This window comes from Metallosphaera javensis (ex Sakai et al. 2022), from assembly GCA_021654415.1.
Taxonomy (GTDB): Archaea; Thermoproteota; Thermoprotei_A; order Sulfolobales; family Sulfolobaceae; genus Metallosphaera; species Metallosphaera javensis.
In genome coordinates this window covers 2,157,444-2,179,831 of sequence record AP024487.1, presented here as the reverse complement: position 1 = coordinate 2,179,831, position 22,388 = coordinate 2,157,444, and the positions used below count along the sequence as shown (strand labels likewise).

The 22,388-nt window shown below is 46.9% G+C and carries 27 protein-coding genes; 21 read left to right on the top strand and 6 right to left on the bottom strand.

What is annotated here, in order from left to right; genetic code table 11:
* The first annotated feature begins 31 nt into the window (after positions 1-31).
* The 5 genes from QVC96_RS12235 to QVC96_RS12215 are packed head-to-tail and all read left to right on the top strand — an operon-like array spanning position 32 to position 4,839.
* Positions 32-1,066: a lipoate--protein ligase family protein gene (locus tag QVC96_RS12235; RefSeq protein WP_287689423.1), complete on the top strand. Its 1,035-nt coding sequence runs from the start codon at positions 32-34 to the stop codon at positions 1,064-1,066.
* Positions 1,063-1,962 (top strand): radical SAM protein, encoded by a 900-nt coding sequence (locus tag QVC96_RS12230; protein WP_287689422.1) that lies wholly within the window; start codon positions 1,063-1,065, stop codon positions 1,960-1,962. The genes QVC96_RS12235 and QVC96_RS12230 overlap by 4 nt, the downstream gene beginning before the upstream one ends.
* A complete protein-coding gene (locus QVC96_RS12225) occupies positions 1,959-3,026 on the top strand; it encodes a radical SAM protein (RefSeq protein WP_287689421.1) in 1,068 nt (355 codons plus the stop codon). The genes QVC96_RS12230 and QVC96_RS12225 overlap by 4 nt, the downstream gene beginning before the upstream one ends.
* Positions 3,027-3,848 carry a hypothetical protein gene (locus QVC96_RS12220; RefSeq protein WP_287689420.1) on the top strand — a complete coding sequence of 274 codons (822 nt, stop codon included), beginning with the start codon at positions 3,027-3,029 and terminating at the stop codon, positions 3,846-3,848.
* Positions 3,805-4,839, top strand: a complete 1,035-nt coding sequence (locus QVC96_RS12215) for a histone deacetylase family protein (protein WP_287689419.1) — start codon at positions 3,805-3,807, stop codon at positions 4,837-4,839. The genes QVC96_RS12220 and QVC96_RS12215 overlap by 44 nt, the downstream gene beginning before the upstream one ends.
* On the opposite strand, the gene QVC96_RS12210 is transcribed toward QVC96_RS12215, so the two are convergent.
* Positions 4,804-6,057: a DUF1641 domain-containing protein gene (locus tag QVC96_RS12210; RefSeq protein WP_238025031.1), complete on the bottom strand. Its 1,254-nt coding sequence runs from the start codon at positions 6,055-6,057 to the stop codon at positions 4,804-4,806. The two genes, QVC96_RS12215 and QVC96_RS12210, sit on opposite strands and share 36 nt — an antisense overlap.
* Before the next feature lie 49 nt (positions 6,058-6,106).
* Here QVC96_RS12210 and QVC96_RS12205 point away from each other — a divergent pair, with 49 nt between their 5' ends.
* A complete protein-coding gene (locus tag QVC96_RS12205) occupies positions 6,107-6,424 on the top strand; it encodes a PIN domain-containing protein (protein WP_238025032.1) in 318 nt (105 codons plus the stop codon).
* Here QVC96_RS12205 and QVC96_RS12200 read toward each other — a convergent pair.
* The 4 genes from QVC96_RS12200 to QVC96_RS12185 are packed head-to-tail and all read right to left on the bottom strand — an operon-like array spanning position 6,402 to position 9,016.
* Complete coding sequence (locus tag QVC96_RS12200; protein ID WP_238025033.1) at positions 6,402-6,959, bottom strand: thioredoxin family protein; 558 nt, start codon at positions 6,957-6,959, stop codon at positions 6,402-6,404. The genes QVC96_RS12205 and QVC96_RS12200 overlap by 23 nt on opposite strands.
* The gene (locus QVC96_RS12195) at positions 6,956-7,315 is read right to left on the bottom strand and encodes a hypothetical protein (RefSeq protein ID WP_287689418.1); all 360 of its coding nucleotides are present in this window, start codon (positions 7,313-7,315) and stop codon (positions 6,956-6,958) included. Before QVC96_RS12195 ends, QVC96_RS12200 begins: the two co-directional genes overlap by 4 nt.
* The gene (locus QVC96_RS12190; RefSeq protein ID WP_238025035.1) at positions 7,287-8,609 is read right to left on the bottom strand and encodes an FAD-dependent oxidoreductase; all 1,323 of its coding nucleotides are present in this window, start codon (positions 8,607-8,609) and stop codon (positions 7,287-7,289) included. Before QVC96_RS12190 ends, QVC96_RS12195 begins: the two co-directional genes overlap by 29 nt.
* Positions 8,610-8,614: 5 nt before the next feature.
* The gene (locus tag QVC96_RS12185) at positions 8,615-9,016 is read right to left on the bottom strand and encodes a DsrE family protein (protein WP_012021492.1); all 402 of its coding nucleotides are present in this window, start codon (positions 9,014-9,016) and stop codon (positions 8,615-8,617) included.
* 194 nt (positions 9,017-9,210) lie between these two features.
* Here QVC96_RS12185 and QVC96_RS12180 point away from each other — a divergent pair, with 194 nt between their 5' ends.
* The 10 genes from QVC96_RS12180 (at position 9,211) to QVC96_RS12135 (ending at position 17,177) form a co-directional block, all read left to right on the top strand.
* Entirely contained in the window at positions 9,211-9,627 is a 417-nt protein-coding gene (locus QVC96_RS12180) for a DsrE/DsrF/DrsH-like family protein (protein WP_012021491.1), read from the top strand.
* Positions 9,628-9,645: 18 nt separating this feature from the next.
* Positions 9,646-9,888: a sulfurtransferase TusA family protein gene (locus tag QVC96_RS12175; RefSeq protein ID WP_238025036.1), complete on the top strand. Its 243-nt coding sequence runs from the start codon at positions 9,646-9,648 to the stop codon at positions 9,886-9,888.
* Positions 9,889-9,958: 70 nt separating this feature from the next.
* Positions 9,959-10,801, top strand: a complete 843-nt coding sequence (locus tag QVC96_RS12170) for a 4Fe-4S dicluster domain-containing protein (RefSeq protein ID WP_238025037.1) — start codon at positions 9,959-9,961, stop codon at positions 10,799-10,801.
* 147 nt (positions 10,802-10,948) lie between these two features.
* Complete coding sequence (locus tag QVC96_RS12165; protein ID WP_425598001.1) at positions 10,949-12,268, top strand: heterodisulfide reductase-related iron-sulfur binding cluster; 1,320 nt, start codon at positions 10,949-10,951, stop codon at positions 12,266-12,268.
* Between the two features lie 44 nt (positions 12,269-12,312).
* The gene (locus QVC96_RS12160) at positions 12,313-13,410 is read left to right on the top strand and encodes a CoB--CoM heterodisulfide reductase iron-sulfur subunit A family protein (RefSeq protein ID WP_238025039.1); all 1,098 of its coding nucleotides are present in this window, start codon (positions 12,313-12,315) and stop codon (positions 13,408-13,410) included.
* A gap of 46 nt (positions 13,411-13,456) precedes the next feature.
* Entirely contained in the window at positions 13,457-14,143 is a 687-nt protein-coding gene (locus QVC96_RS12155; protein ID WP_238025040.1) for a hypothetical protein, read from the top strand.
* Positions 14,130-14,822 carry a 4Fe-4S dicluster domain-containing protein gene (locus tag QVC96_RS12150; protein WP_287689417.1) on the top strand — a complete coding sequence of 231 codons (693 nt, stop codon included), beginning with the start codon at positions 14,130-14,132 and terminating at the stop codon, positions 14,820-14,822. Before QVC96_RS12155 ends, QVC96_RS12150 begins: the two co-directional genes overlap by 14 nt.
* A complete protein-coding gene (locus tag QVC96_RS12145) occupies positions 14,819-15,739 on the top strand; it encodes a CoB--CoM heterodisulfide reductase iron-sulfur subunit B family protein (protein ID WP_238025042.1) in 921 nt (306 codons plus the stop codon). The genes QVC96_RS12150 and QVC96_RS12145 overlap by 4 nt, the downstream gene beginning before the upstream one ends.
* A 30-nt stretch (positions 15,740-15,769) precedes the next feature.
* Positions 15,770-16,102, top strand: a complete 333-nt coding sequence (locus QVC96_RS12140) for a YidH family protein (RefSeq protein WP_238025043.1) — start codon at positions 15,770-15,772, stop codon at positions 16,100-16,102.
* Positions 16,103-16,259: 157 nt separating this feature from the next.
* The gene (locus tag QVC96_RS12135) at positions 16,260-17,177 is read left to right on the top strand and encodes a sodium:calcium antiporter (RefSeq protein WP_287689416.1); all 918 of its coding nucleotides are present in this window, start codon (positions 16,260-16,262) and stop codon (positions 17,175-17,177) included.
* A gap of 110 nt (positions 17,178-17,287) precedes the next feature.
* Here the strand turns inward: QVC96_RS12135 and QVC96_RS12130 are convergent, their stop codons facing one another.
* A complete protein-coding gene (locus QVC96_RS12130; RefSeq protein WP_287689415.1) occupies positions 17,288-18,652 on the bottom strand; it encodes an ammonium transporter in 1,365 nt (454 codons plus the stop codon).
* Between the two features lie 888 nt (positions 18,653-19,540).
* Between QVC96_RS12130 and QVC96_RS12125 the strand changes: the two genes are divergently transcribed.
* The 5 genes from QVC96_RS12125 (at position 19,541) to QVC96_RS12105 (ending at position 22,334) form a co-directional block, all read left to right on the top strand.
* Complete coding sequence (locus QVC96_RS12125; RefSeq protein WP_238025046.1) at positions 19,541-19,972, top strand: HEPN domain-containing protein; 432 nt, start codon at positions 19,541-19,543, stop codon at positions 19,970-19,972.
* On the top strand, positions 19,914-20,264 hold the full coding sequence (locus QVC96_RS12120) for a nucleotidyltransferase domain-containing protein (protein ID WP_425598000.1): 351 nt from the start codon (positions 19,914-19,916) through the stop codon (positions 20,262-20,264). Before QVC96_RS12125 ends, QVC96_RS12120 begins: the two co-directional genes overlap by 59 nt.
* An 81-nt stretch (positions 20,265-20,345) precedes the next feature.
* Entirely contained in the window at positions 20,346-20,588 is a 243-nt protein-coding gene (locus QVC96_RS12115; RefSeq protein ID WP_238025047.1) for an AbrB/MazE/SpoVT family DNA-binding domain-containing protein, read from the top strand.
* A complete protein-coding gene (locus tag QVC96_RS12110) occupies positions 20,569-20,961 on the top strand; it encodes a type II toxin-antitoxin system VapC family toxin (RefSeq protein ID WP_238025048.1) in 393 nt (130 codons plus the stop codon). Before QVC96_RS12115 ends, QVC96_RS12110 begins: the two co-directional genes overlap by 20 nt.
* 959 nt (positions 20,962-21,920) lie before the next feature.
* Complete coding sequence (locus tag QVC96_RS12105; protein WP_287689414.1) at positions 21,921-22,334, top strand: hypothetical protein; 414 nt, start codon at positions 21,921-21,923, stop codon at positions 22,332-22,334.
* Positions 22,335-22,388: the final 54 nt, after the last annotated feature.

Sequence of the window (22,388 nt, the reverse complement as noted above, 5' to 3'; positions counted from 1 at the left end):
TATATATAATATGGTACATTAAGTTAACGAAATGCCCAGCTTTAGGTTTATTTTAGAGAAGGGACCTCAACACAGGATCCTCGCTGGGGAGGAGGCCTTGTTGGATTCCGTTGCTGAGGGATCTGAACCTGTTCTCAGGTTTGTTATCTTTGATCCTACCGCAGTTCTTTTGGGCTATCATCAATCTGCTGAGCAGGAGGTTAACTTGGAGAGGGTGAGAGAGAGGGGATGGGACGTGGGGAGAAGACCCACGGGTGGAGGCACAATAATCATGGGCCCAGATCAGCTGGGCTGGGAGATATATTCAGAATCGTCGCTTTTAGGAGGCTCTGTGGAATCGGCTATTAAGCGTTCGGCAGACGCGGTGATATCAACCCTTTCCAGGTTTGGGATCAAGGCCAATTTCAGGCCCAAAAACGACGTTGAAATAAATGGGAGGAAGATTTCGGGTTTGGGGGCATTTTCCGTGGGGAAGTATATCTCGGTGACCGGAACGATTCTGGTGGACTTTGATGTACAGGCCATGGTTGACACTCTGAAGTTGAGCACAGAGAAAATGAAGGATAAGGTATCAAGGGACTTCAGGGAAAGAATAACTTGGTTAAACAGGGAACTGGATTCCCGGGTTCCCATGGAAGAGGTGATAAGGGAAGCCAGATCAGCCTTCCAGGAATCGCTTGGCGTGGAACTCCATGACGAGAAGTACTTGCCTAGGGAGGAGGAGAACATCAGGGAGCTTGAGTTGAAGTATAGATCTCAGGAGTGGGTCTTCGGCCTTAGGAAAACTCTTGAAGGAGAGGATGTTAGGCAGGGAGAGATCAAGCTTCCAGGCGGACTCTTTAGGGTCCAGGTTAAGCTGGCCGGGAAGGGCCTTATACAGTCAGTTCTAATCACTGGAGACTTCTTCGTGGAACCTAGAAGAAGCATTTATGACCTCGAGGCTAGACTCAAGTGGTCCAGGGTAGAGGATCTAAGAAGAGAGGTCTCTGACTGGTTTCAGGGCGTCAAGTTCCTGGGAGTGGACAGGGATCAATTCATTCAGTTTCTGGAGGGTCTGGTGAAATGAAACCCATCTTCTTTTACGCGCCCTCACTTAAGAGGTATGAGACGGACTACCTAAGCTCAGATGATGGGTGGAAACCAATCTCCGTAACCGGCACATCCTGTGCCTTCAGTTGCAAGCATTGCGAGACCAGAGTTCTTGAGGGAATGGAGGACGGATCCACAAAGGAGAAGTTTGAGAGGATCATGGAAAATGTTAGTAGGGCAGGTCAGAAGGGAGTGATCCTGTCTGGAGGATCTTCTCCCAGGGGAGACGTCCCAGTCTGGAAATATGGTGAAGTCCTCAAGAAGTATCCACAGGTCACTGTTATAGCTCATACAGGAGTGGTCAAATCCAGGGAGATAGCCAAGAGATTCAAGGACAGCGGGGTGAAGATCGCATTATTGGATATGGTTGGGGATCAGGAGACCATAACCGAGGTTTTGCGACAGCCATTCACAGTTGATGATTACCTTAACTCGTTTAAGTTCCTTAAGGAGGCAGGAATCAAGATTGCCCCTCATGTCATAGTTGGGCTCAGCAAGAGGGGAGTGGAGGGAGATCTTCATGCGCTGGAACTTTTAAGGGAGGTCAATCCAGACGCCGTGATTGTTGTGGGACTAATGCCCCTGGTGGGAACTCCCTACAAGGGAGTGAAGGAACCCTCCCCAGAGGAGCTGGGAAAAGTTCTCATGAGGGCCAGGGAGCTCTTCACGTCCCCTGTCATGTTGGGCTGTGCTAGGCCCAGGGGGAAGGCCTACCTTGAAGTGGAGAAAATGGCCGTGGATCAGGGTATAGACGGTATGGCATTTCCCTCCCAGGAGACCATAGAGTATGCCATGGGGAGAAGGGAGGTAATCCTTAGCCACGCATGTTGTGGCAACGTGATACATGACTTTCTATTACGGGTGTCCATATGACCCTAAGATTGAATGAAGTAAAACCCATAAGTAGTCCTGAGTGGGTGAGACTCAGCTTCGGTGCGGATATGGTGCTAGGTTTTTCACCTGGAAGGTTTCTGAAGGGAGCACTGAACACCACCATCAACCTCCTGCAGTACTACCCTGATGGGTGTAAGGCAAACTGCATCTACTGCGGTCAGGCAAGGGAAGTAAGTCAAGGTCCTGAGTGCAAGACTTTGATAAGGGTAGAATGGCCATTAAGGCCTCTAAATACAGTACTTGACAGAATAAAGGAGAGACAGGGGGATCCAAACTACGGGTTACAGAGAATCTGTGTTGGTCAACTGGCTCATCCCAGGGCGTCCCCCGATTCCGTGGAGATAACCAGGAGAATTAGAGAGAAGGGAATAGAGCTACAGATCTCCGAGCTGGTTACAGCAACATACACTAGCAAGGACGACATGCGCAAGATGAAGGAGGCAGGCGGAAACATGATAGATGTTGCCATAGATGCTGCTAGCAAGAGGGTCTTTGACGCCGTGAGGGGGAAACCTGTGAGGAGTATGCATAGCTGGGATAGATACATTCATGCCATAGACGACGCGGTGGAGGTATTCGGCAAGAAGAACGCCGGGATACATCTAATCATTGGACTTGGCGAAACAGAGCAGGAAGCAGTATCCCTTATGCTTTACGCTCATTCCAGGGGAGCCAAAATAAGTCTCTTCGCCTTCTACCCGGAAGAGTCGACCCCCATGGAGAACAGAAAGCCCGTACCCCTTCACGTTTACAGGAGAATGCAGATATCGAGGTGGTTGATTGAGAACGACTTGGTGAAGGCTGAGGACTTCGTGTTCGATGAAAAGGGACAGTTAGTGGACATTAATCTGAGCCCCGATATAACCCTTCAGGAACTCTCTGGAGCCTTCTTGACTAGCGGGTGTCCAGGATGCAACAGGCCTTATTCCAATGAGAGACCTGGGGATAGATTGAGGAATATTCCCTGGTATCCCAACGAGAAACAGACCCTCAATGCAATTAAGTCATCGAGACTACCTCTGGCTAAGAGGTTCCTGAACTAAATGAGGTTTCCAGAGGGTAGCTTAGTCAGTTTTTTCACAAGTGGTTTCCCCTCGCACGTAAAGGTAAGTGCGGTAGATGTGGGCTCCTACGACAGGGAGGATTTTATCTCCTTTTTTAGAGGCATTGTGCTATCCGTTGAGAGGTTCAAGGTTGGAAGACCCAACAGGTATGCTGAGACAGACCACGATTACCTAGTGGTGGTGAAAAGCGGGTCCAAGCTTCTGAAGGCGCTTCATGTAGCTCCCTATCTAGAGCCTGGGGAGGAGATTAAACCAGGTGAGGCCCTGGGAAAAATGATATCCTCTCCATATACCGGTGGAGACTTTAGACATGCTCATATTGAGGGACTTAGGTTCACCTTCCCAGAAATCGAAACATCGGATGAAAGGGGTATAGGTCAGGTAGTTAAGACTTCAGAGAATTTCATTGATGTGAGACTATCTACCTATTCCATAGCAGGAGATTTCAGGGGTCTTGGGTGTTGTGGTGGTCTGCTTAACGCCAGTCTTCCCTTTGCTGGTTACGGTGGGTTAATTGGGACAAGGCAGAGAGGTGTAATCATGGTAGGAGGAAAGAAGTATAGCGTAGCCAGAACAAGACGTAATCTCAGCATCTTTGAGAGCAGGAAGGGACTTGTCAAGAACTGGGAATACGACTCGGCATTCAAGGTCATGGCAAACAGGCCAGTGGACGGTCCGCCTCTTCTGGAGAGCATTCTCTCATTCAGGGGTCGACCCGTAGTCAGGATATTCGGTAAGATGGACCTCAAGGAGGGTGATGAAGTTGACGTATGGGCGATCATTGGGGATCATATGGGATGAGAGATTCAGAGAGATTTCTTTTTCCCACCCCATGATAAGGGATGTTTCCAAGAGCAGGATATCCAAGTTCAGGGAGCTGGTCTCTGCCCTGAACAACGTTTACTTCATGTCACCAAGGCCAGCCCATTATGAAGATCTCCTAGAGGTTCAAGACGAGAGCCTTCTGAGGAAAATAAAGGAAGTAAGCTCCCTTCCTCACATCGGCTTCTTGGATTCCGGAGATACCGTTCACTACCCCGGAATGTTTGAGGATATACTTCTGGTAGCAGGTTCAACTCTCACTGCAATCTCCTTGTCAAGGTTCTTTGAGACAATATACATCCCGCTTGGTGGATTTCATCACGCCACAAGGTCAAGGTCCATGGGTTTCTGCCCAATAAACGACGTTAACCTAGCCATCTCAAGGCTGATCAAGAACGGGGAGAGAGTTGCCCTCGTGGATGTGGATGCCCACCATGCCAACGGTGTGGAGGAAATGTTTTACGATAAACCGGTACTGAAGGTAAACATTTTTGCCTATGACGGAAAGTTCTTTCCAGGTACCGGGGATCCCGGAAGGATAGGAGAGGGCGAAGGTTATGGATATAACTTTAATGTGGGGTTACCCCTGGGCTCCGCTGACGATTCGTTTCAAGAGGCACTGAGAATCCTAGAGGTGGTTGAGGAGTTCAGGCCCTCGGTCTTGCTCGTGGTTGCTGGAGTGGACGGTCATAAGGACGATGGACTGAAATCCCTGAACCTGACCACAAACTCTTTCAACCTACTGGGTCTCAAGGTGAGCAGGCTGGCCAAAAGGCTCAACGCAAGGATCATTTCCTATGGAGGAGGAGGCTACGGTCCAGGGTCAGCACCCTCCATGTTCTCCTTCGTGATGGGTCTCATGGGAACTAAAACTAAGGATGAAATACCAACCCAGGATGAGGAGAAAAAGGCTTACGTGAAAAAGTTGGTTGATCTATTCCTTGAACGCCTTCCCGGTAGCCTTAAGTAGAGAAGTCATTATACCCAGGGCATACTTGGAGTCTGGGTCCCTGGTTAATCCCGCCAATCCTCCTATACCCACAGGCTTCACGTTTGGCAGTTCGTTTGCCCATATCTTCATTGCCTTGGCGAACTTCTCCATCACTGAAACCATTGTATCCACAAGTTGTGGATCTGCCATCACATCCATCAGCTTGTACATTCTGTCCATGACGCCTGTCCTCTGCAGTTCAGCGAACTTCATCATCAGGTTGATCATGGAATCCATATCCATCTGAGCCAGCGCCTTGACCGTCTTCTCATCAGTTAACTTCTTCAGAACCGGCATGGAGGCCTCAAAGGCTCCCAGCATGCTCTCCACATCCAACTGCTGAATCAGTTTAATTGCCCTATCGCTGGTGAGCTTCTGCATCATGGGCATCAAGGAGTTCATGGCCCTTAGCAAGCCGTCAATATCCATCTTCTGTATCATGTTGATCGTTTCCTCACTTGTCATCTTCTCCAGCAGGGGCCACAACGCTTGAACCTTCCCTATCTGATCCATCCCGAAGGCTATCAGGGTGTTCACCAGGTCAGTCTTTTGTACAGTGTCAAGTAGTGCGAGACCCTGTTGCATGAGGTTCATTAGGTTGTCCAGCTGTCCCGATTTTTGCATCTCGCTCATCATGTTGGCAAGTTTGGTCAGGGTTGGGGTCATGGTCTCGGCAGCGGTAAGGAGGGCATCCATATCAAGGCTCTGTATTATCTTCAAAGTTTTCTCGCTTGTCAGCTTACTGAGTAGCGGTGTTAGGGAGCCCATGTATTCCAGAAGAGAGTCGTAGTCTATGCTCTGCAGTACCTTTATTGCCTTATCGCTGGTCAGCTTGTTAAGCACTGGGGTAAGCTTCTCGAGTGCGCTTAAGGTGGAGTCAATATCAAGTTGCTGGATGATGCTGATTACCCTATCACTTGTCATCTTCTCCAGCAGGGGCCACAACGCTTGAACCTTCCCTATCTGATCCATCCCGAACGAAACTAACGTGTTCATCAGATCAGCTTTCTGAATGGCGTCAGCTATACTCACGACCTGCCCCAGCATATCCAGCATGAAGTCAAGTTCTCCCTTCTTGTCCATTTCACTTAGTTTCTCAGCTACCTTCTCGAACGTGGGTAGAACGTCCATCAATTTGGTAACTTTTTGTAAATTCTCTTCTTTGAGCAAAATTTCCAGTGGATCCTGTTGCGACATACTGTTTCACTACTCCTTATATATCATTACTTAAATAATTTTAATGAATATGTTTGCCGTAATCTCACCCAGTTCTTACTCGAAACTGGCCGTTATTCTTGAGAAGTTTTCGGAGTACAAGTTAATAGTCACCACCTACGGGGTCTCTTACGCGCTTCAGAACCACATAAATATTGACTACGCGCTGGATAGGGGTGTATGGGTCAGGGCTTACTCGCATAAGCCTGGGACCTTTTCAGGCCTGCCCATGCATGAGGCAGAGGCCATAATGGTTGCGTCAGACCTTCAGGCAATTCTGATTGCTTCGGACGAGAAGGTAAAGAAGGAGGCGGAGAGACTAGGAGTTAAGGTTGTGTCCCCTGACTAGACTTTACCAGCATCTTCAAGACTATGTTGGGAGGAAATCCTCCAGGGATCTCAGTCTTGTCGTTAAGGACTATCTTTGGAACGCTCATCACGTGATATTTCTTCGCTAGGTCATCGTAGACCTCGCTATCTATGATCTCCAATTCCACGTTTTGATTCACAAGGGCAACCTGGTAGAGGAGTTCGGCAGCAATGGGACACTTGGTGCAATCTGGGGTTACGAATAACTTCACGTTTCCTCTTACCATTTTCGCCATGTCCAGCTCCTGCTGGTCGAGCTGAACGGTATTCGTGGAAATCCTGACCAGGGCATTAAGGAAAGGCCACAATTCATTCATAGATGGAATACCTAGGTATGAGAAATGCCTCCTGCCATTGGACCACACCTGAATTTGAGGCCTTTCGCATCCTTCACTTTCCTCTACTTCAATACTGGCCCCGCTAAGTTGAGATATTAACTCGGAGGCCTTACAGTGACTTATCTTCAGGTTTCTCAGAACCTTGACATACTGCTTGACAATGCTATCGTAGCTCACATGAAATACCTCAAACTCTCAATTCCCTCAAGGGCTTTAATTAACTTTTGTTCCAATTCATTTCGATCATTGAAGCGAATGACCACTTCCACAGTTGTCTCCCTCAACGCATAGGTTACTGGCTCTCCTATTCCCTGAACTAACCTCGAGGCCCTGGCATAGTAAGTCCCCATGGTTACCAGATCATCAAGTTTCTCCCTTCCCGTGGGAAGCGGTATGGGTATGTGAACCTCAGTGCCCTTAATATAAAAGGAATAATCGTCCATGGTTATCATCTCAACGTCACCGTTCCTTGTGTAAGAGAAATTCTTCTTTTCCAGATACTCCTTAAGTTCCATTCCTATCCTTGAATACATCCACGTCCAAGTTAAATAATGCTTTAGCTGCGTTACTTACGCTTTCTGAGATGGATGGATGAACAAATGGCGTGAGGGCCAGATCCCTTGCCTTCATCCTCGATTTTATTGCTATGGAAATAATGTTAATTATTTCCTCTGAGTATTGGGACACAACTTCACCAAAACACACCCTGTCCTGTTCGTCGAAACCCAACTTCACATACCCTTCCCTGATACCGTGGATAATGGCCCTTGTAGAGGCGCCAAGAGGAAAGGAACTGAACTTAACGGCGTTTTCCCTTTCCCCTACCACAGCAATCTGGGGGTCCGTGTAGACCACCTGTGGAACGGCCGAGTAATCCACCTCCACGGGCTGTCCGAGAATCGAAAGGGAAGCAATAACTCCCTCCATCATGGCAGAATGGGCCACCTTTCTCTTCTTGTCCACAACATCGCCTATGGCCCAAACCCGTGGGTTGCTTGTCCTCATGTACCTATCCACAACTATTCCATTACAGTTGAATTCCACTCCGAGGGATTTCACGTCGTCAGGGATGTTAGGCTTCCTCCCGGTGGCGTATACAACTTCACCCCTGAACTCACCGCAGGTTGTTTTTAGTAACTTGCCATCCTGATATACTGGTTCGCAGTTTTCCTTTATTGTGACTCCGTCCCACTCTAGGGAGTCCATAATCACCTTCCTCGCGTCCTCCCCCATTTCGTGGAGCACATTTCCCCGCGTGATAAGGGACACTGAGGATCCCAACCTAGCAAAGAACTGGGCTATCTCAACCCCTGCAAATCCTCCCCCGACCACAACAAGCTCCCTGGGTACATAATTGAGGTTAACCGCTTGATCCTCGGTCATCCCATCCTCTGCTCCCTTAATTCTGGGCAAAGCAGGCGAGGAGCCCGAGGCGATAACCATCTTATCGAATTCTATCTCCTTTCCATTTACCTCAACTTTTGACCCCCTAATCTTGGCCTCTCCCATCATTGTTGTCCCGCCAGCATCCTCAACCAGCCTTTGTCCTGCATCAGAAAGGTACTCTATCATGGTGTTTCTAGACGCGAATATATCCCTTACTCCAACATCCACCGATAGCCCCTTATAGTTCCCAATCTCAGAGAACCTTGCTAGGGAAAAAGAAACATCATATAAAAAAATACTTGGAACACACCCTGACCTTACGCAGACCCCTCCGAACTTTTCCCTCTCTATTACCAGTACCTTTTTCCCGCTCCTCGCCAGCACTGATCCTGCTATGTAACCGCCGGAGCCACCGCCTATTACCACAACGTCAAACTTCATGGGAATCAGAAGAACAGTGTTCTGTCCGCATCCAGTGTTAAATCTATTAGGGTCGATCCTCCCACAAGTTCTATTCCATCCACAACGTCACTTTCATTCATGTGGCACATATCCTTAAGGCTCTGTACACATACGTACATCTTTACGTTGTTGTCCTTTGCCATGTCGAAGAAGTGTATGAACGGATTTCCTCCTTTCTTTCTCTCATCCTCCTGCCACTTCTTTGACAGCAGTAATGGACCCTTTATCATGAAGAACACGGAAGTCTCGTATTCCATTGAGGCAGATATTGATGCCATGAAGAGGGGTGCATATGTCCTGTCAAGGTCCTCTGGTCCGTGGGTCACAACTATGAGGATTTTCTTCTTCTGTTCCTCCTGTGTTTGTTCAGTTTGGGTTTGTGCCAAGTCTATCCCTCATGATTATTTAATTTAGCTTACTTATATTTTTTATCAAACATATTCATCGAGGGATCTCTTGAGAAATGAGGGTAAGTATCTTACATACCTATCTAATTGATAATTAAAGAATGTTTTTACAAATTATAAACAACACCACAAAGCTTAAATATTTTTGATATAAAAGATATTTTGGTGAAAGTTTGGCAGGAAAGAAGTTATCCATAATAGTCTTCTCAGGAACAGTGGATAAGCTGATGCCTGTGGGCATTCTAGCTTCAGGCGCAGCAGCCTCAGGGTACGAGGTTAATTTGTTCTTCACCTTCTGGGGCTTGAACGCAATTAGCAAGAACGGAATGCAGGCTCAACCACAGGTGGACAAAAACTACGAGCAGATGGGCCCCATGATGATGAAGAGGATGATGGATATGAAGTTCCCCATGTGGCATCAGATGGTGAGAGAGGCTAAGGAAGTTGGCGAGGTTAAGGTATATGCGTGCTCCACAACCATGGAGTTCTTCGGCCTGAAGAAGGAAGATCTAGCTGACTTCGTTGACGATGTGGTAGGTGTTGCCACCTTCCTGGATAGGGCAGAGGGAGGAACAACCCTATTTATCTGAACTTGGATGGTGATATAAATGTCACAAGAGGCAAAAATAGCCAAAACCCTTGACGTAAAGGGAATGTATTGTCCCGGCCCCGTGATGGAGACCGCTAAGGCAATAAAGCAAATAAATGTTGGCGAAGTTCTTGAGGTACTCGCCACGGATCCAGCAGCCAAGCCTGATATAGAGGCATGGGCAAGAAGAACAGGACACCAAATCTTGGACATTCAACAGCAGGGCGGCGTAACTAGGATCCTCGTGAAGAGGGCCAAGTAACTTATTTTATTTTAGATTTTTTTTAACAAAACTTATAAGTCACCTTTTATCATTATTTACCTGTGGAAAGATGGCACAAGCTAAGAGTATACTCCAACTACCCGACGATCCAAGATTTCTAGATATGGCATACGACGTTCAGGGTGCAGTTCCAGAAGAGGAGAGAAATCTACTATCAAACCTGTCACCTCAAGACAGGGAAACCGCCATAAAGTTCTGGCAGGCAGTGAAGTCAGACTTTAGATATAACGAGTACCTGAGGGGTTGCCTGAACTGTGGAGTTTGCACCTCAGGTTGTCCTGCAGCCAAGTTCTACGATTTCGGTCCCAGGGAAATGATACAGTACATGATGAGAGACGAGGTGGACAAAATATGGGAGTTCACCAACAAGAAAGTATGGGCATGTGTGCAGTGTTACACGTGTTCCATGAGATGCCCATTCAACAATGAGATAGCTGGTCTGATCATGCTCCTGAGAGAGTATTCAGTTCAGTTTGCCCTGCCATCCGCCAAGGAGATCCTCGCTCCATATAGAAGGGTCCTCTATACCGTGCTAACTATGGGTAACCAAGTTACTCCAGACATGATTCAGCCAGATTCCTTCCCAGACTGGGGACCACAGGCAGTCGAGGAATCGAAGAACATGGACGTATACAGAAAAGCTATTCCCGTGGACCTGATGCAGAGGACAGACATTGGCTGGCATCCCTCGCTTCAGACTGCAGTTGAAATGATGACCATCATGATAGAGTCAGGAGTCATGGATTCGCTCAGAGGAGTTGACAAAGACCTTTATGACATGATCATGGATATCTACGAGGACAGGAAGTCTCAGCTGGAGGAAATCAAGGAGAAGTGGCAAAAGGGAGAGCTGGACGAGAACGAGCTTCCAGACAGCTGGTTAGACCTTTAGTCTTTCTTTTTAACTTTTTTCCCTTTTTCTCGCTATTTGCTTGAGTTTAGAAAAACCTTTCATAGTTACATAAAATGTTTAATAAGTAAAGTATATAACCCTGAGGAATAATAATGATTGAAGGTGTAAAGTTTGGCTACGCAGGAAATGGATAAGAAAATGGAGGAAGAGCTCAAGGAAGCCTTCCCCATGGCTGACAATGTTGACTGGAACGAAGTGTATCAAAGAATAATCTACAGATATAGTACACCTCATGGCCTACAACACGTGAAGGAGGAGCTATACAAGCTTGAGGACAAGGGCGAGATAATTGTGCATCACATTAAGCCCTACAACAACCCCGTGAAGATGCAGACCCTGAACGGCTCTCCCAAGATCATTCCAACTACCAAGTTATGGCAACACAAGAGCTGTGGGCAGTGCGGTCATATCCCAGGCTATCCCACCTCCGTGTTCTGGATGATGAACAAAATGGAGATAGACTACATGGACGAGCCTCATCAGACCTCATGTACCGGATGGAACTATCACGCTTCCGGCGCGTCTAACCCTGTGGCTCTGGCTGGAGTATATGTCAGGAACATGTGGAGGGCATACGAGATAGATTACTTCCCACTAATCCACTGTGGAACCTCATTTGGTCACTATAAGGAGATCAGGAACATGCTAGTTCTCCACAAAGAGATTAGGGACAAGTTGAGACCCATCATGAGGAAAATGGATATGGATATAGTGATACCGGAAGAGGTGGTTCACTATTCAGAATGGCTATACACCATGAGCAAGAAGGCAGCCCAGCAGAAGAAGTATGATCTCAGCGGAATAAGGGCTGCAGTTCACACACCATGCCATGTATACAAGCTAGTGCCCGAGGACACAATTTATGATCCAGAGGTATTCCAGGGTAGAAGGCCAGCAGCTCCGAGCGGTACTGCACAGAACTTCGGAGCCAAACTGGTTGACTACTCCACGTGGTGGGATTGCTGTGGTTTCGGTTTCAGGCATATCCTGACTGAGAGGGAGTTCTCCAGGAGCTTTGCACTATTCAAGAAGGTTATTCCGGCAGTCGAGGAAGGAAAGGCCGACATATTCGTGACCTCCGACACCGGATGTGTTACCACTCTAGACAAGAGCCAGTGGGCGGGAAAGGCTCACGGTTTCAACTATAACTTGCCAGTGCTAGCAGACGCTCAGTTCGCTGCAATTGCAATGGGTGCTGATCCCTACACCATCGCCCAGGTTCACTGGCACGCTACTGACGTAGAAGGATTCATGAGGAAGATAGGCGTAAACGTGGATGATTACAAGGAGAAGTTCATCCAGTACTTGGCTGACCTGAGAGAAGGGAAAGCGGAGCCCGAGTACCTCTACAAGCCCCACAGGAAGATCGACTTCTACCTCTCAGTCCCAGAAAGGGTAAAGTGGTACAAGGGCGATAAGGCCCAAGTGCCAAACACTTCTAAGTAAACCTTTTTAATTATTTTTATTAAAAATGATCTGAGAGTGGGAATTTGGCAGGAGAAAGGGTTCTTGTAATAGGGTCCGGTCCGGCCGGTCTGTCGGCAACCAAGGAGCTAAGAAACCTTGGCGTAGATGTGGTTTTAGTTGAAAGAGAGTCATATCTGGGAGGCACTCCTAAGAAACTGAAGTATAGCTTACTCTTCCCAGAGCTTAGGCCAGCCTCAGAGGTGCTTGACCCCCTGATTAAGGGCGTGGAGTCAAGCGGAGTAAAAACCTACATGGAAAGTATAGTTGAGGGTGTTAAGGACGAGGGAAAAGGCTTTACCGTCTCCATTAAAGATAAGTCCGGAAAAATAACTAATGAGAAAGTAAACGCAATAATTGCAGCTTCCGGGTTTGAGCACTTCGATTCCAGGAGAAAGTACGAGTACGGTTACGGCATAATTCCAAACATATATCAGATCTCAGACATAGAAAGGATGCTCTCCGAGAATAAGCTCGTAACAACTAAGGGTGTACCACCCAAGAGGGTTGCCATTCTTCTCTGTGTGGGATCCAGGGACGCCACTGTGGGTAACACTTACTGCTCCAGGGTCTGCTGTGCGGTGTCCACGAAGCAGGCCATGGAGATAAAGGAGAGAGTGCCAGATGCGGTAGTCCACATCTACTACATGGACATCAGGACCTATGGTCTAATGGAGGATAAGCTCTACTGGAAGTCCCAGCTGGAGTACAGGGTCGGTTACATCAGGGGAAGGATATCCGAGTTCATGAGAGGGCCAAATGACACAGTGATAATCAAGGGTGAGGACACCATGAACCTGAACAGGGCGCTTGTGGTTCCCTACGATATGGTGATTCTGGCCAACGGCATGGAGTTAGGACTGGGTTCAAAGCAGGTGGCAAAGGCCCTAGGCTTAGAACTTGAGGAGCACGGGTTCGTAAAGCCCATAGACCCGGACAGATTACCGGTGCAGTCCACTAAGAAGGGAATATTCCTGGCAGGTGCCATAACTGGTCCCAAGACCATCTCTGACTCCATCACCGAGGGATATGCCGCTGCCATGAAGGCCTATGAGTATGTGACCAAGGGCGTATGGGACGAATCCGACTTCGCGAAGAAGAGGGTCGAGGTGGCCCATCATTAGCACAGTTTTTTTGAGCGTTGATTTCGTCCGTGAGATTTACAATGCAATGTTAAATGTAGACGTGAATAACACTGCCTCAGGGGACGCTAAGAAGTCCCTCAATCTCATACTTGAGGCAATGAAATTAAAGACCGACTTCCTCAGGACCGTAAAGGTTGATACTGAAGAGGAAATGAAACAGGTTTTCGACTCAGTCTTCTACGCAAGGAAGCATTACGACGACGTGTTGAGGAACACTGGTGTAACAGCGTTTTCGAAGGCCCTTGAAACCCTCAGAAACGAGAATCTGTCATATCAGGAAAGAGTGGAAAAGTTCGTCTCCGCGGTGAGGGCCTCCGATCAGGAGGACATGGAGGATATGGCCAAGGAGATAATCCATTATCTTTATCCTGAGGAGTATCCCCTGTGGACTAGATGGATATGGAATCCCAAGAGAAATACAGGCTCCATCAATTACGTGCTGAAGGAGAATCTATCTCTCAAATCCACGGAAGAGTTCCTATCCTCGGTGAACGAGCTTAAGAAGGTCCTTGAGGTCTTCGGTCTGTCTACAGGTAATTATTATCCAACTTCCATTTTTCTTGTATACGCATATGTGAGGTATTTGGACTATACTACACACCTCGCAGTCGATAAGAAGGCTGCGGGGTTAATCCCCACACACCTCACAACCACGGCCCTGGTTATGGGCCTAAAACCATATATAAAGGTGATAAAACTTGCCCATACCTAATTTGGAAAAACCCATTATAAAGGGTTTAATTCAAAAAGACAAGGTAATAGTAGATGGAGTAGAGCTAGACGGAACATGGAACGCCTTCATGATAGAGAGGACGCAAACAGGCTACGACCAGTCCGTGTGGGATGAGATTGCCAACACGGTTGAAGGTGCCACTATCAGCCTCTGCTGGCAATGCGGAACCTGTACCTCAGGCTGTACCATGAGGGAGTATGATCCAAACTACAGTCCCAGAAGGTTCATTGATCTAGCCAGAAAGGGAGACAAACAATCGCTAATAGAGCTTCAGGACAGCATCTGGAGATGTGTATCATGCCAGAAGTGCACCCATAGATGCCCTAAGGGAGTACTGGTAGAGGAGGTTGTACACAGCATTCATAACTACCTACTGAAGCATGGTCTCGTCAAGACCGATCCAGGAACCGTGTTCGATGAGCTCTTCCTGGAGACGGTGATGAAGAATGGAGGAAGGATCAGCGAACTCCTGCTTGGTGGCGCATCTGCTAAGGCTGGGTTTGTTACCATGAGCTTGAGGGATCTGCTCATCATGATGGGCCCACTGCTCAAGTCAGGGTTAATAAAGGACCTCATGAAGCCCAGTAGGGTGAAGGAGTGGGACAGGATAAAGCCTGTCCTTGAGGAGGCAATGAAGGAGGAGGTGACCCCAGAATGACCGAGATAGCTAACCCATACGGTAAAGTAGCCCTATATCCGGGCTGTGCTCTGGACGGACTAGGGAAGTCATATGACGTATCTCTACAGCTGGTAGCGAGAGACCTTGGAATAAACTATGAGAAAATCGAGGACTACAACTGCTGTGGAGCTCTGGAAGTCAAGAACGTAAATACCATGGCTGGACTACTGCTCCCCGCCAGAAACCTCTCCCTGGCGAGGCAGATGGGAGCCAATGCCGTGATGTCAGCCTGTCCAGGATGCCACTATTCCCTATCGAGGACCCAGTACTTCATGACAAGGTATCCAAAACTCAGGGAGAAGGTTAACTCCTATCTGGAGAAGATGGGAGAGAAGCAGTACGATATGCAACTGCTCATGATCCATGCCGTTGAGTTCATCTACAACACAGTAGGACCAGAGGGCGTAAAAGCTAGGGTAAAGAGGCCACTTCAGGGACTGAAGGTAGCCCCATACTACGGTTGTCTGTATTCCAGACCTAAGGCCTACACGCTGACAGGGTACATGAAGATGAAGGATGACCCAGAGAGGCCAGTGTTTATGGACGAACTGTTGAGGGCGCTTGGTGCCGAAGTAGTTCCATTTGAGTCCAAGACGATGTGTTGCGGAGGACCTCACGTTTACTCCGACGTCACCACCTCACTGCATCTTGAGGCCAGGATTCTGAAGGATGCCAAGAGAAATGGTGCAGAACTCCTAATAACTGACTGCCCACTGGGACACGTGGCCATAGAGACCAACATGAACAAGATAGCTGAGAAGTATGGAGAAGATCTGAGAATGCCACTGGTGTACTTTACGCAGTTGCTGGCCTTCGCTTTCGGTCACAGCCCGGAGGAGGCTCTCCTCACGGCTAACCTCTCCAATCCCATGTCTGTCCTCAAGAGATATCTCTAAACTTTTTTCTTTCCATCTTATTCTCTAACCATGGTATCCCCATCGGACCATATGGCAAACGAGAGAACGTTTTTAGCCTGGGTAAGAACCGGAATTGCGCTCATAGGATTTGGATTTGTCATAGCCAAGTTTGCTCTTTTCCTTCAGATCCTGAAAGGGGTAAAGGGAGTGGGGCAATCCGTGATCTTCGGTGAAGTTATGATTGTGCTTGGAGCGGTAGTGATAGTGTATGGGCTTTTAGCGTATCATCTCACGGAGAGAGACTTGGAAAATAATACGTATAGATCGAGACACGTTCTCAACTCTGTTTTCGCAGCCATAGTGCTCATAGTTGCCGTGAGTCTAGCGTTACTAGTAATATAGATGACTGAAACTGTTTATATTCCAGTATACCGGTGAGTTGATTGATTCATTCACAAAGACTATCATTAACTAATTGATCTTTTGTTTTCTCTCACTCCTTCATCATCCGACTCGCCATGTTCTGAGCTTATAATACAGATGTTGTCAGTTTGACGTGATGGAACTATCTTACCTGTTATTACAGTTTTTGCTAGTGCTATTTCTAATGTTACTCTCGGCGGAACTTCTATCAAGAGGAGTGGAGGACCTAGAGAGAGTCATGGGTCAAGGTCTCGCAGGGGGAGTGATACTGGGGACTCTCACTGCACTACCCGAGACATTGATAGTCCTTGTGGCGGTACTGGAACACAAGGGTGGGATTGCCCTCGGCTCAGCCGTTGGAGGTAATGTAGTTCTATTCACCCTGGGCCTTGGATTGGTTGCGATTGCCTATCATTTAAAGTGGGGCGAGTCCCTGACCATGAAGGGAGACTACAAGCGGGAATTATTGGTTATGACCCTTGCCTCCATCATCTTAGTTGTGTCCCTGGCCCTAGGTGACCTGAATCCTTTATTCTCTGCAGTTCTATTCTCAATTTACGTTTACTATGTGGCCTCTAGGATCAGGAGGGGTACCAGAGGTAAAATCAACGTCAAGAGCGTGATGGAGGTACTGGTTGGTGGGGGCATAGTGATAGTGCTCTCACCCTACTTCGTCAACTTGATCTCGGATATGGCAACTTATAGCGGGATTTCTCAAACCTGGATATCCCTTGCGCTAACCCCTGTTGTGGCTGAGTTAGAAGAAGGAATGTCCGCCTTGAGGATAGCCCTCAGATACCCGGCTGGAGGCTCAACCGCGGTGGTGAGTTATTTCGGTAGCAAGATACAGAATGCGACCTTTCTTCTTGGTTTAGTAGGGTTAGACTTCGTAGACGTTAGGGGACCCTTCTTACTCCTAGCCCTCATTTCCAACTTAATAGGTATAGCGATAGTTAGAGATGGTAAGTTGACGTTTGCAGAGGGGCTGATCTTGTCAGTTCTGTACTTTGTAATGCTGTACGTCGCCTTCATATTTCAATTTTTCTCAATTTGATTTGCGTGGTACCGCGTATAAGCCTATTGGAAATGGACACAACGCCAAAAAGTTTTCCTTACGTTTAACGCATCACGTCTCGATTTTACAACGAATGGCGAATCACTTTTTTATTTCTCTTCTGTAATTTTTCTCTCGCTCTTCTTTTCCAACTTAATCTGTTCTTTCGCCATGACATCAGGATAGGCAGTCTCTCCATGTACTGCGTAATCTCCCTGGGCTATCTCATCCCTAGTTAGCCTCAACGGGGTTATTTTACCTATCAGCTTAGCCAGACCTAAACTCACAATGAAGGAATAAGCTCCCACCACCAGTACTGCCAACCCCTGCACCAGAAATTGATGCCAGTTTCCAAATAGTGCACCTCTATATCCAGGAAGGAAATATTGGGACACTGCAGGATCTATCATGAGGCCGGTCAGCAAACCTCCCACGGTCCCTCCAATACCGTGAACGGGGAAAACCCCTAAGGCATCGTCTACCCTTAGCCTGGGCAGTAGCTTGTACAGCCCCATCCATACCAAGGGAGCCGTGATAACTCCTGTCACCAAAGCCTCGCTTGGATTAACCATCCCAGCCATGGGAGTTATGGCCACCAGACCCGCGAAGGCCCCGTTGGCCATACCGGTGAAGGATGATTTCCCGAATGCCTTCATATCTATGACAATCCAGGTTATTGCCGCAGCTGCAGCAGCCAAATTAGTGTTGAACACAGCTATGGCAGCGTCAATTGTGGCCCCTCCGGCATCTCCTCCGTTAAACCCGTTCCATCCCATCCAGTCAAGTCCGAAGCCCAGAGCCGTCAGCAGAAGGTTGTGGGCTTCAATCTTCCTCTCATGGGGTAACCTCTGTCCTATTGCCATAGCGAGGGCTAGCGCGGAGTACCCTGCGGTCATATGAATCACGTATCCACCAGAGTAATCCACAGCCCCTAGCTGGTTTAACCAGCCACCTGCAAATAACCAGTAGGCTACCGGAGCGTAAACCAGCACAATCCAGATGGGGGAGAACAACATCCATGCCTTGAAGTTCGTCCTCTCCACTATGGCCCCTACTATAAGTCCCGGGGTTATGGCAGCAAAGGCGAATTGAAACATAACAAATGTGAGGAATGGGATATTGAGCGGAGTCCCCGTGGGACCATACACGGTTTCCCCAAACATGGGTAAGTTCCAGACGGGAAGAGGTAGCCCCAGGAAATTGAGCCCGCCCACATGTATGGATGATGAATAGAAGCTAAGTGAATAACCTAGGATGGTCCATACAAGGAACGTTGATGCAAAGGAGTAAAGAACCATCATCACTGTGTTCATGGAAAACCTCCTTCTGGTCATGCCGGCGTAGAAGAGGGCAAGGGCAGGAACCGATTGTATCATGACGAGCGTTGTAGCTGTTAGCATCCAGGAGTTGGATCCTAAACTCAACCATTGGGGTACCGCTGCCGGCGGATACGTCGCTAGGTTTCCCAATGCCATAAAGCTTAAACTTTAGATTTATCATATAAGTTTGATTGTCTTTTGCATCAAAGATGATCAATCATAAGAATAGAGAATTAAAAAACATACAACTTATTTCCTATCATTTTATCATTATATTTGTCCACTTTTCACTCGTGACAGGATCTAGATGATGCATTGCATTTGGTAGCTTAAGACATAGCCAGGTTGTTGGAGTAACTTTTGTCCCAGAATGTTGCCCGACAAATTTTAGGTTATTCTGCGAATGGAATATTTTTGGAAATCACAAATTATTTGCTTTTGAGTCTCCAATAAGAACGGAGTTGGGCAGTGTCTAGAGTGTAAAGTCTAGAAAATGAGGGAGTTTCTCTCATTTATGTTCACGCGAAATATGTTAAAACTACGTTAGAAGAAGATTAATATTGTTATCATGCAGATTCAGAGTATAAATGAATAAAACTTGATCATTAATTGCTTTTTTCATCTTCCATAGGAAACAACTTCCTGGCGAAGAATTTTCTCGATTAACGTGTTTTCTCGCAACTCCTTCACTTTACCACCGTATATCTCACTCCCTTCCACTGTCAAGTTAATCTCGAGTTAACTATACCAAATATTACTAGGGTTAAGGATATCCCCTGAAAAGACGTTATCTACACTGGAAACCTTGGCATTCACGATCTTTTCTGAAATTGAAAGTATTACGTTAATGGATATTACTCCCTCAGGAAGAGTGAAAGTAGCTATATCCAGAGAGTGATGTAGCGAGTGTATTAAAAATTCGAAAGGGTAATTTATGGTTTTAAAGTCATTGAAGTGAAGGGACCTTGGCGAATCGCAGAGCTCCGAGTTCCACCAAAGACGGTATGGAGAAGAGATTTTAACAGTATCAGGCCAATTGAAAACGTGTTGGATTGGAGCGAGTACGAGCGATGGATGAGGGCGTCAGTAAGTACCTTGAGAAGCGCTGAAAAGGACAGCGATTTTAACTGGGCGTGCTTTAAGGCGGAGCAGGCCGCGCAACTCTCCGTAAAGGCCTACCTCATCTTAATAGGAAAGCAGTATTTCGGGCATGATTTGCCATCCCTCCTAAAGAGAACTGGACTGGACATTTCGGGCCCAATGATGGATTGTGCCCTGTTTCTTGCCCGTATCTACATACCGTCAAGGTATCCTGATGTCCTGCCGGAGGAAGCTATCCCGCAGGAATCCTATAGCGAGAGTGATAAGCAAAAGGCTATTGAGTGCGCGTCAAAAATAATAGATATGGTGAAGGTGGCTGGAGAGGATCTTAGAAGAAAGGAGAAAGCAGAGGGAAGCGGTTCTTCTTCAGGTTAAAACTTACGCAGAGGAATGGCGGAAAAGTCTGGGAAAGGTAACTGTAGTCCTTTACGGCAGTTACGCTAGGGGAGACTTCAACCTGTGGAGTGATGTGGATCTGATTTTAATTTCCGAGAAATTTGCAGGGGTCAGGTTCCTGGATCGATTCGATATGTTCAGGATTGGAGAAGGTTTTGAGGTAAAGCCCTATACCCCCGAGGAATTTAGGATAAAGATGAATAAGATAGGATGGAAGGAGGCGCTAAAGGATAAGGTTGTTATACTGGACGACTATTCTCTATTTGAGTAACTTGTTTCGAAGTTCAGGAAAATCGTTTCAGAGTGGGAAGCCCGAGTTAAACCTTATTACCCTGGAAGTTAAACCATTATTATGAGATCCACCACCAAGATTCACAGGAAGGGGATAGTGGTGATTCCAAAGGAGATGAGAGATCTACATCACATGAAGGAAGGTGACGAGGTGATCATTTACAGCGATGAGTATGGGGTGCACATCCTTCCCAAGAAATCTCCCGAAGAACTGTTTGGCATGGATGAGGGGATGGGACTAGAGGAGCTGGCTAGCGAACACGTGAAGGAAAGGGAAGAGGAACGTGCAAAGGTACATCCTTGATGCCAACATCATATTCCAGTTCTTTGCAGGCACTCCCTCCGTCAAGAGGTACTTTCTGAACCGTGACGAGAAGGTGATAAATGTTATCAACCTCTCCGAGTTTGCCTTCCACTACGCAAGGAAGTTCGGGGTGAAGGCTTCAGGGGTTAGGGTTAACTACCTCCTCACCTTTGTTAAGCCAGTTGAAGTGGACAGGGAATTGGCTGAGACTGCTTACAAAATCAGGGTAAAATATAACCTATCCCTGGGGGATTCTTTTCTAGTGGCCACAGCGGATAAAATGGGTGGAATCATTGTAACATCAGATCATGAGGTGGCAGAAAGGGTATCCGGCGAATATCGAGTTGACTTGGTACCGCTATCCAAGACTTAGGGGGCCTTGAAAGGCGTAACAGACTGCAGGCTAGAAGTAAATTTGCTTTACATTGCGCCATGGTTATGATGCCTAGATGGCTATTATTAGTTGTTGATTACAAATACGCCGATTTAATAATGCTTTACAAGTAAATTTGTTTTATTTGTTTCACTGAATTGAACTGTTACCTAGGGGTCAGATCAGGATATTACGTTCCATCAGTATTACCCCTGAATGCTGTTTGTCTGGGCTATACCAAAAGAGTGATAACATTTTTCTATTAATATCCAAATCCAGTTTATTTATGGATTGACGTGATAGAGAAGATCAGTGCACTGACCGGTGCATCGATAAGTGCATCAATCCATTTTCCTTACTAGATAAACGTGCTTAGTCTTAATACGCTACTGGTAAGTGAGTTGTGGAGCGTTAACCGCGATCGTTTACAGGGGTAATACAGCGACAGAATGAATCAGTAACATGGTATTAGGCTGTCTTAATGACCGAATTTCCCGTATGGACCTCACGTTATCCACGAAATGGTAGGGAACGCGTGCATTTGAAACAAGGATGCAACTTGTATTTAGCAGTGAGTCGTTGTAACCCATAGGAAGCTAACATGAATACGTGATACGATTCCCGTACTTTAATCTTAGCGTGACCCCAATTCTCGTCTGGAGTAGATGCAAGGCCCCATTTCAGGACATTTCCAGGAGGCATAAGAGATCATGCGACCATACCGTGTAATTTTAAATTACGCGAGAAATTATTATCCAGTGTTTTCCCCTTCCCCTCATTCAAGTGTTGTATTTGCTTCCTCATGTCGTGATAATAGCAAAACTTGACTGAAGTAGATTATATGGCACGGAACATTCATAAAGATTTTGCTAATGGGTAAAATTAATCCAATTATCGGGAGAACAAGCCCAGACATGAATAGCAAGTTTTATATAGAAAATATTACCTTATCTTCTATAATGAACAAAGTTAAGCGTGGTCTTTCAGACTCTATAGTTGTATTGATCTTAGTAGTGGTAGCAGTTACATTAACTTTGACTGTCTCCCTTCTTGGTTTTACACTATTCAAATCATATGGCTCGCAGAACATAGTGTATGTCAGAGGCGTTCCGACGCTTTCCGAAAATAATGGGAAACTGGAGCTAAACGTTACGCTTGAAAACTCGGGGGCTACGGCAATAAGAGTGGAAAGCGTCACACTAGGTAACCTGGAGAACACGACGACTTTCACATTACCTGCAGGCTCAATTACCACTCTTCACGTGGAGTTCACAGGGGCAAGTCTTTCCAATTCAACGCTGGTCAAGGTTACGATAATTACGTCTTCTCAGCTGGAACCTGTAATTTACTCATACGCTCAGGTCCAGAGCTAATCGGTACCCCGCATTGTCGTATATTTAAGGAGCATTTGACGTGAAATACACAAT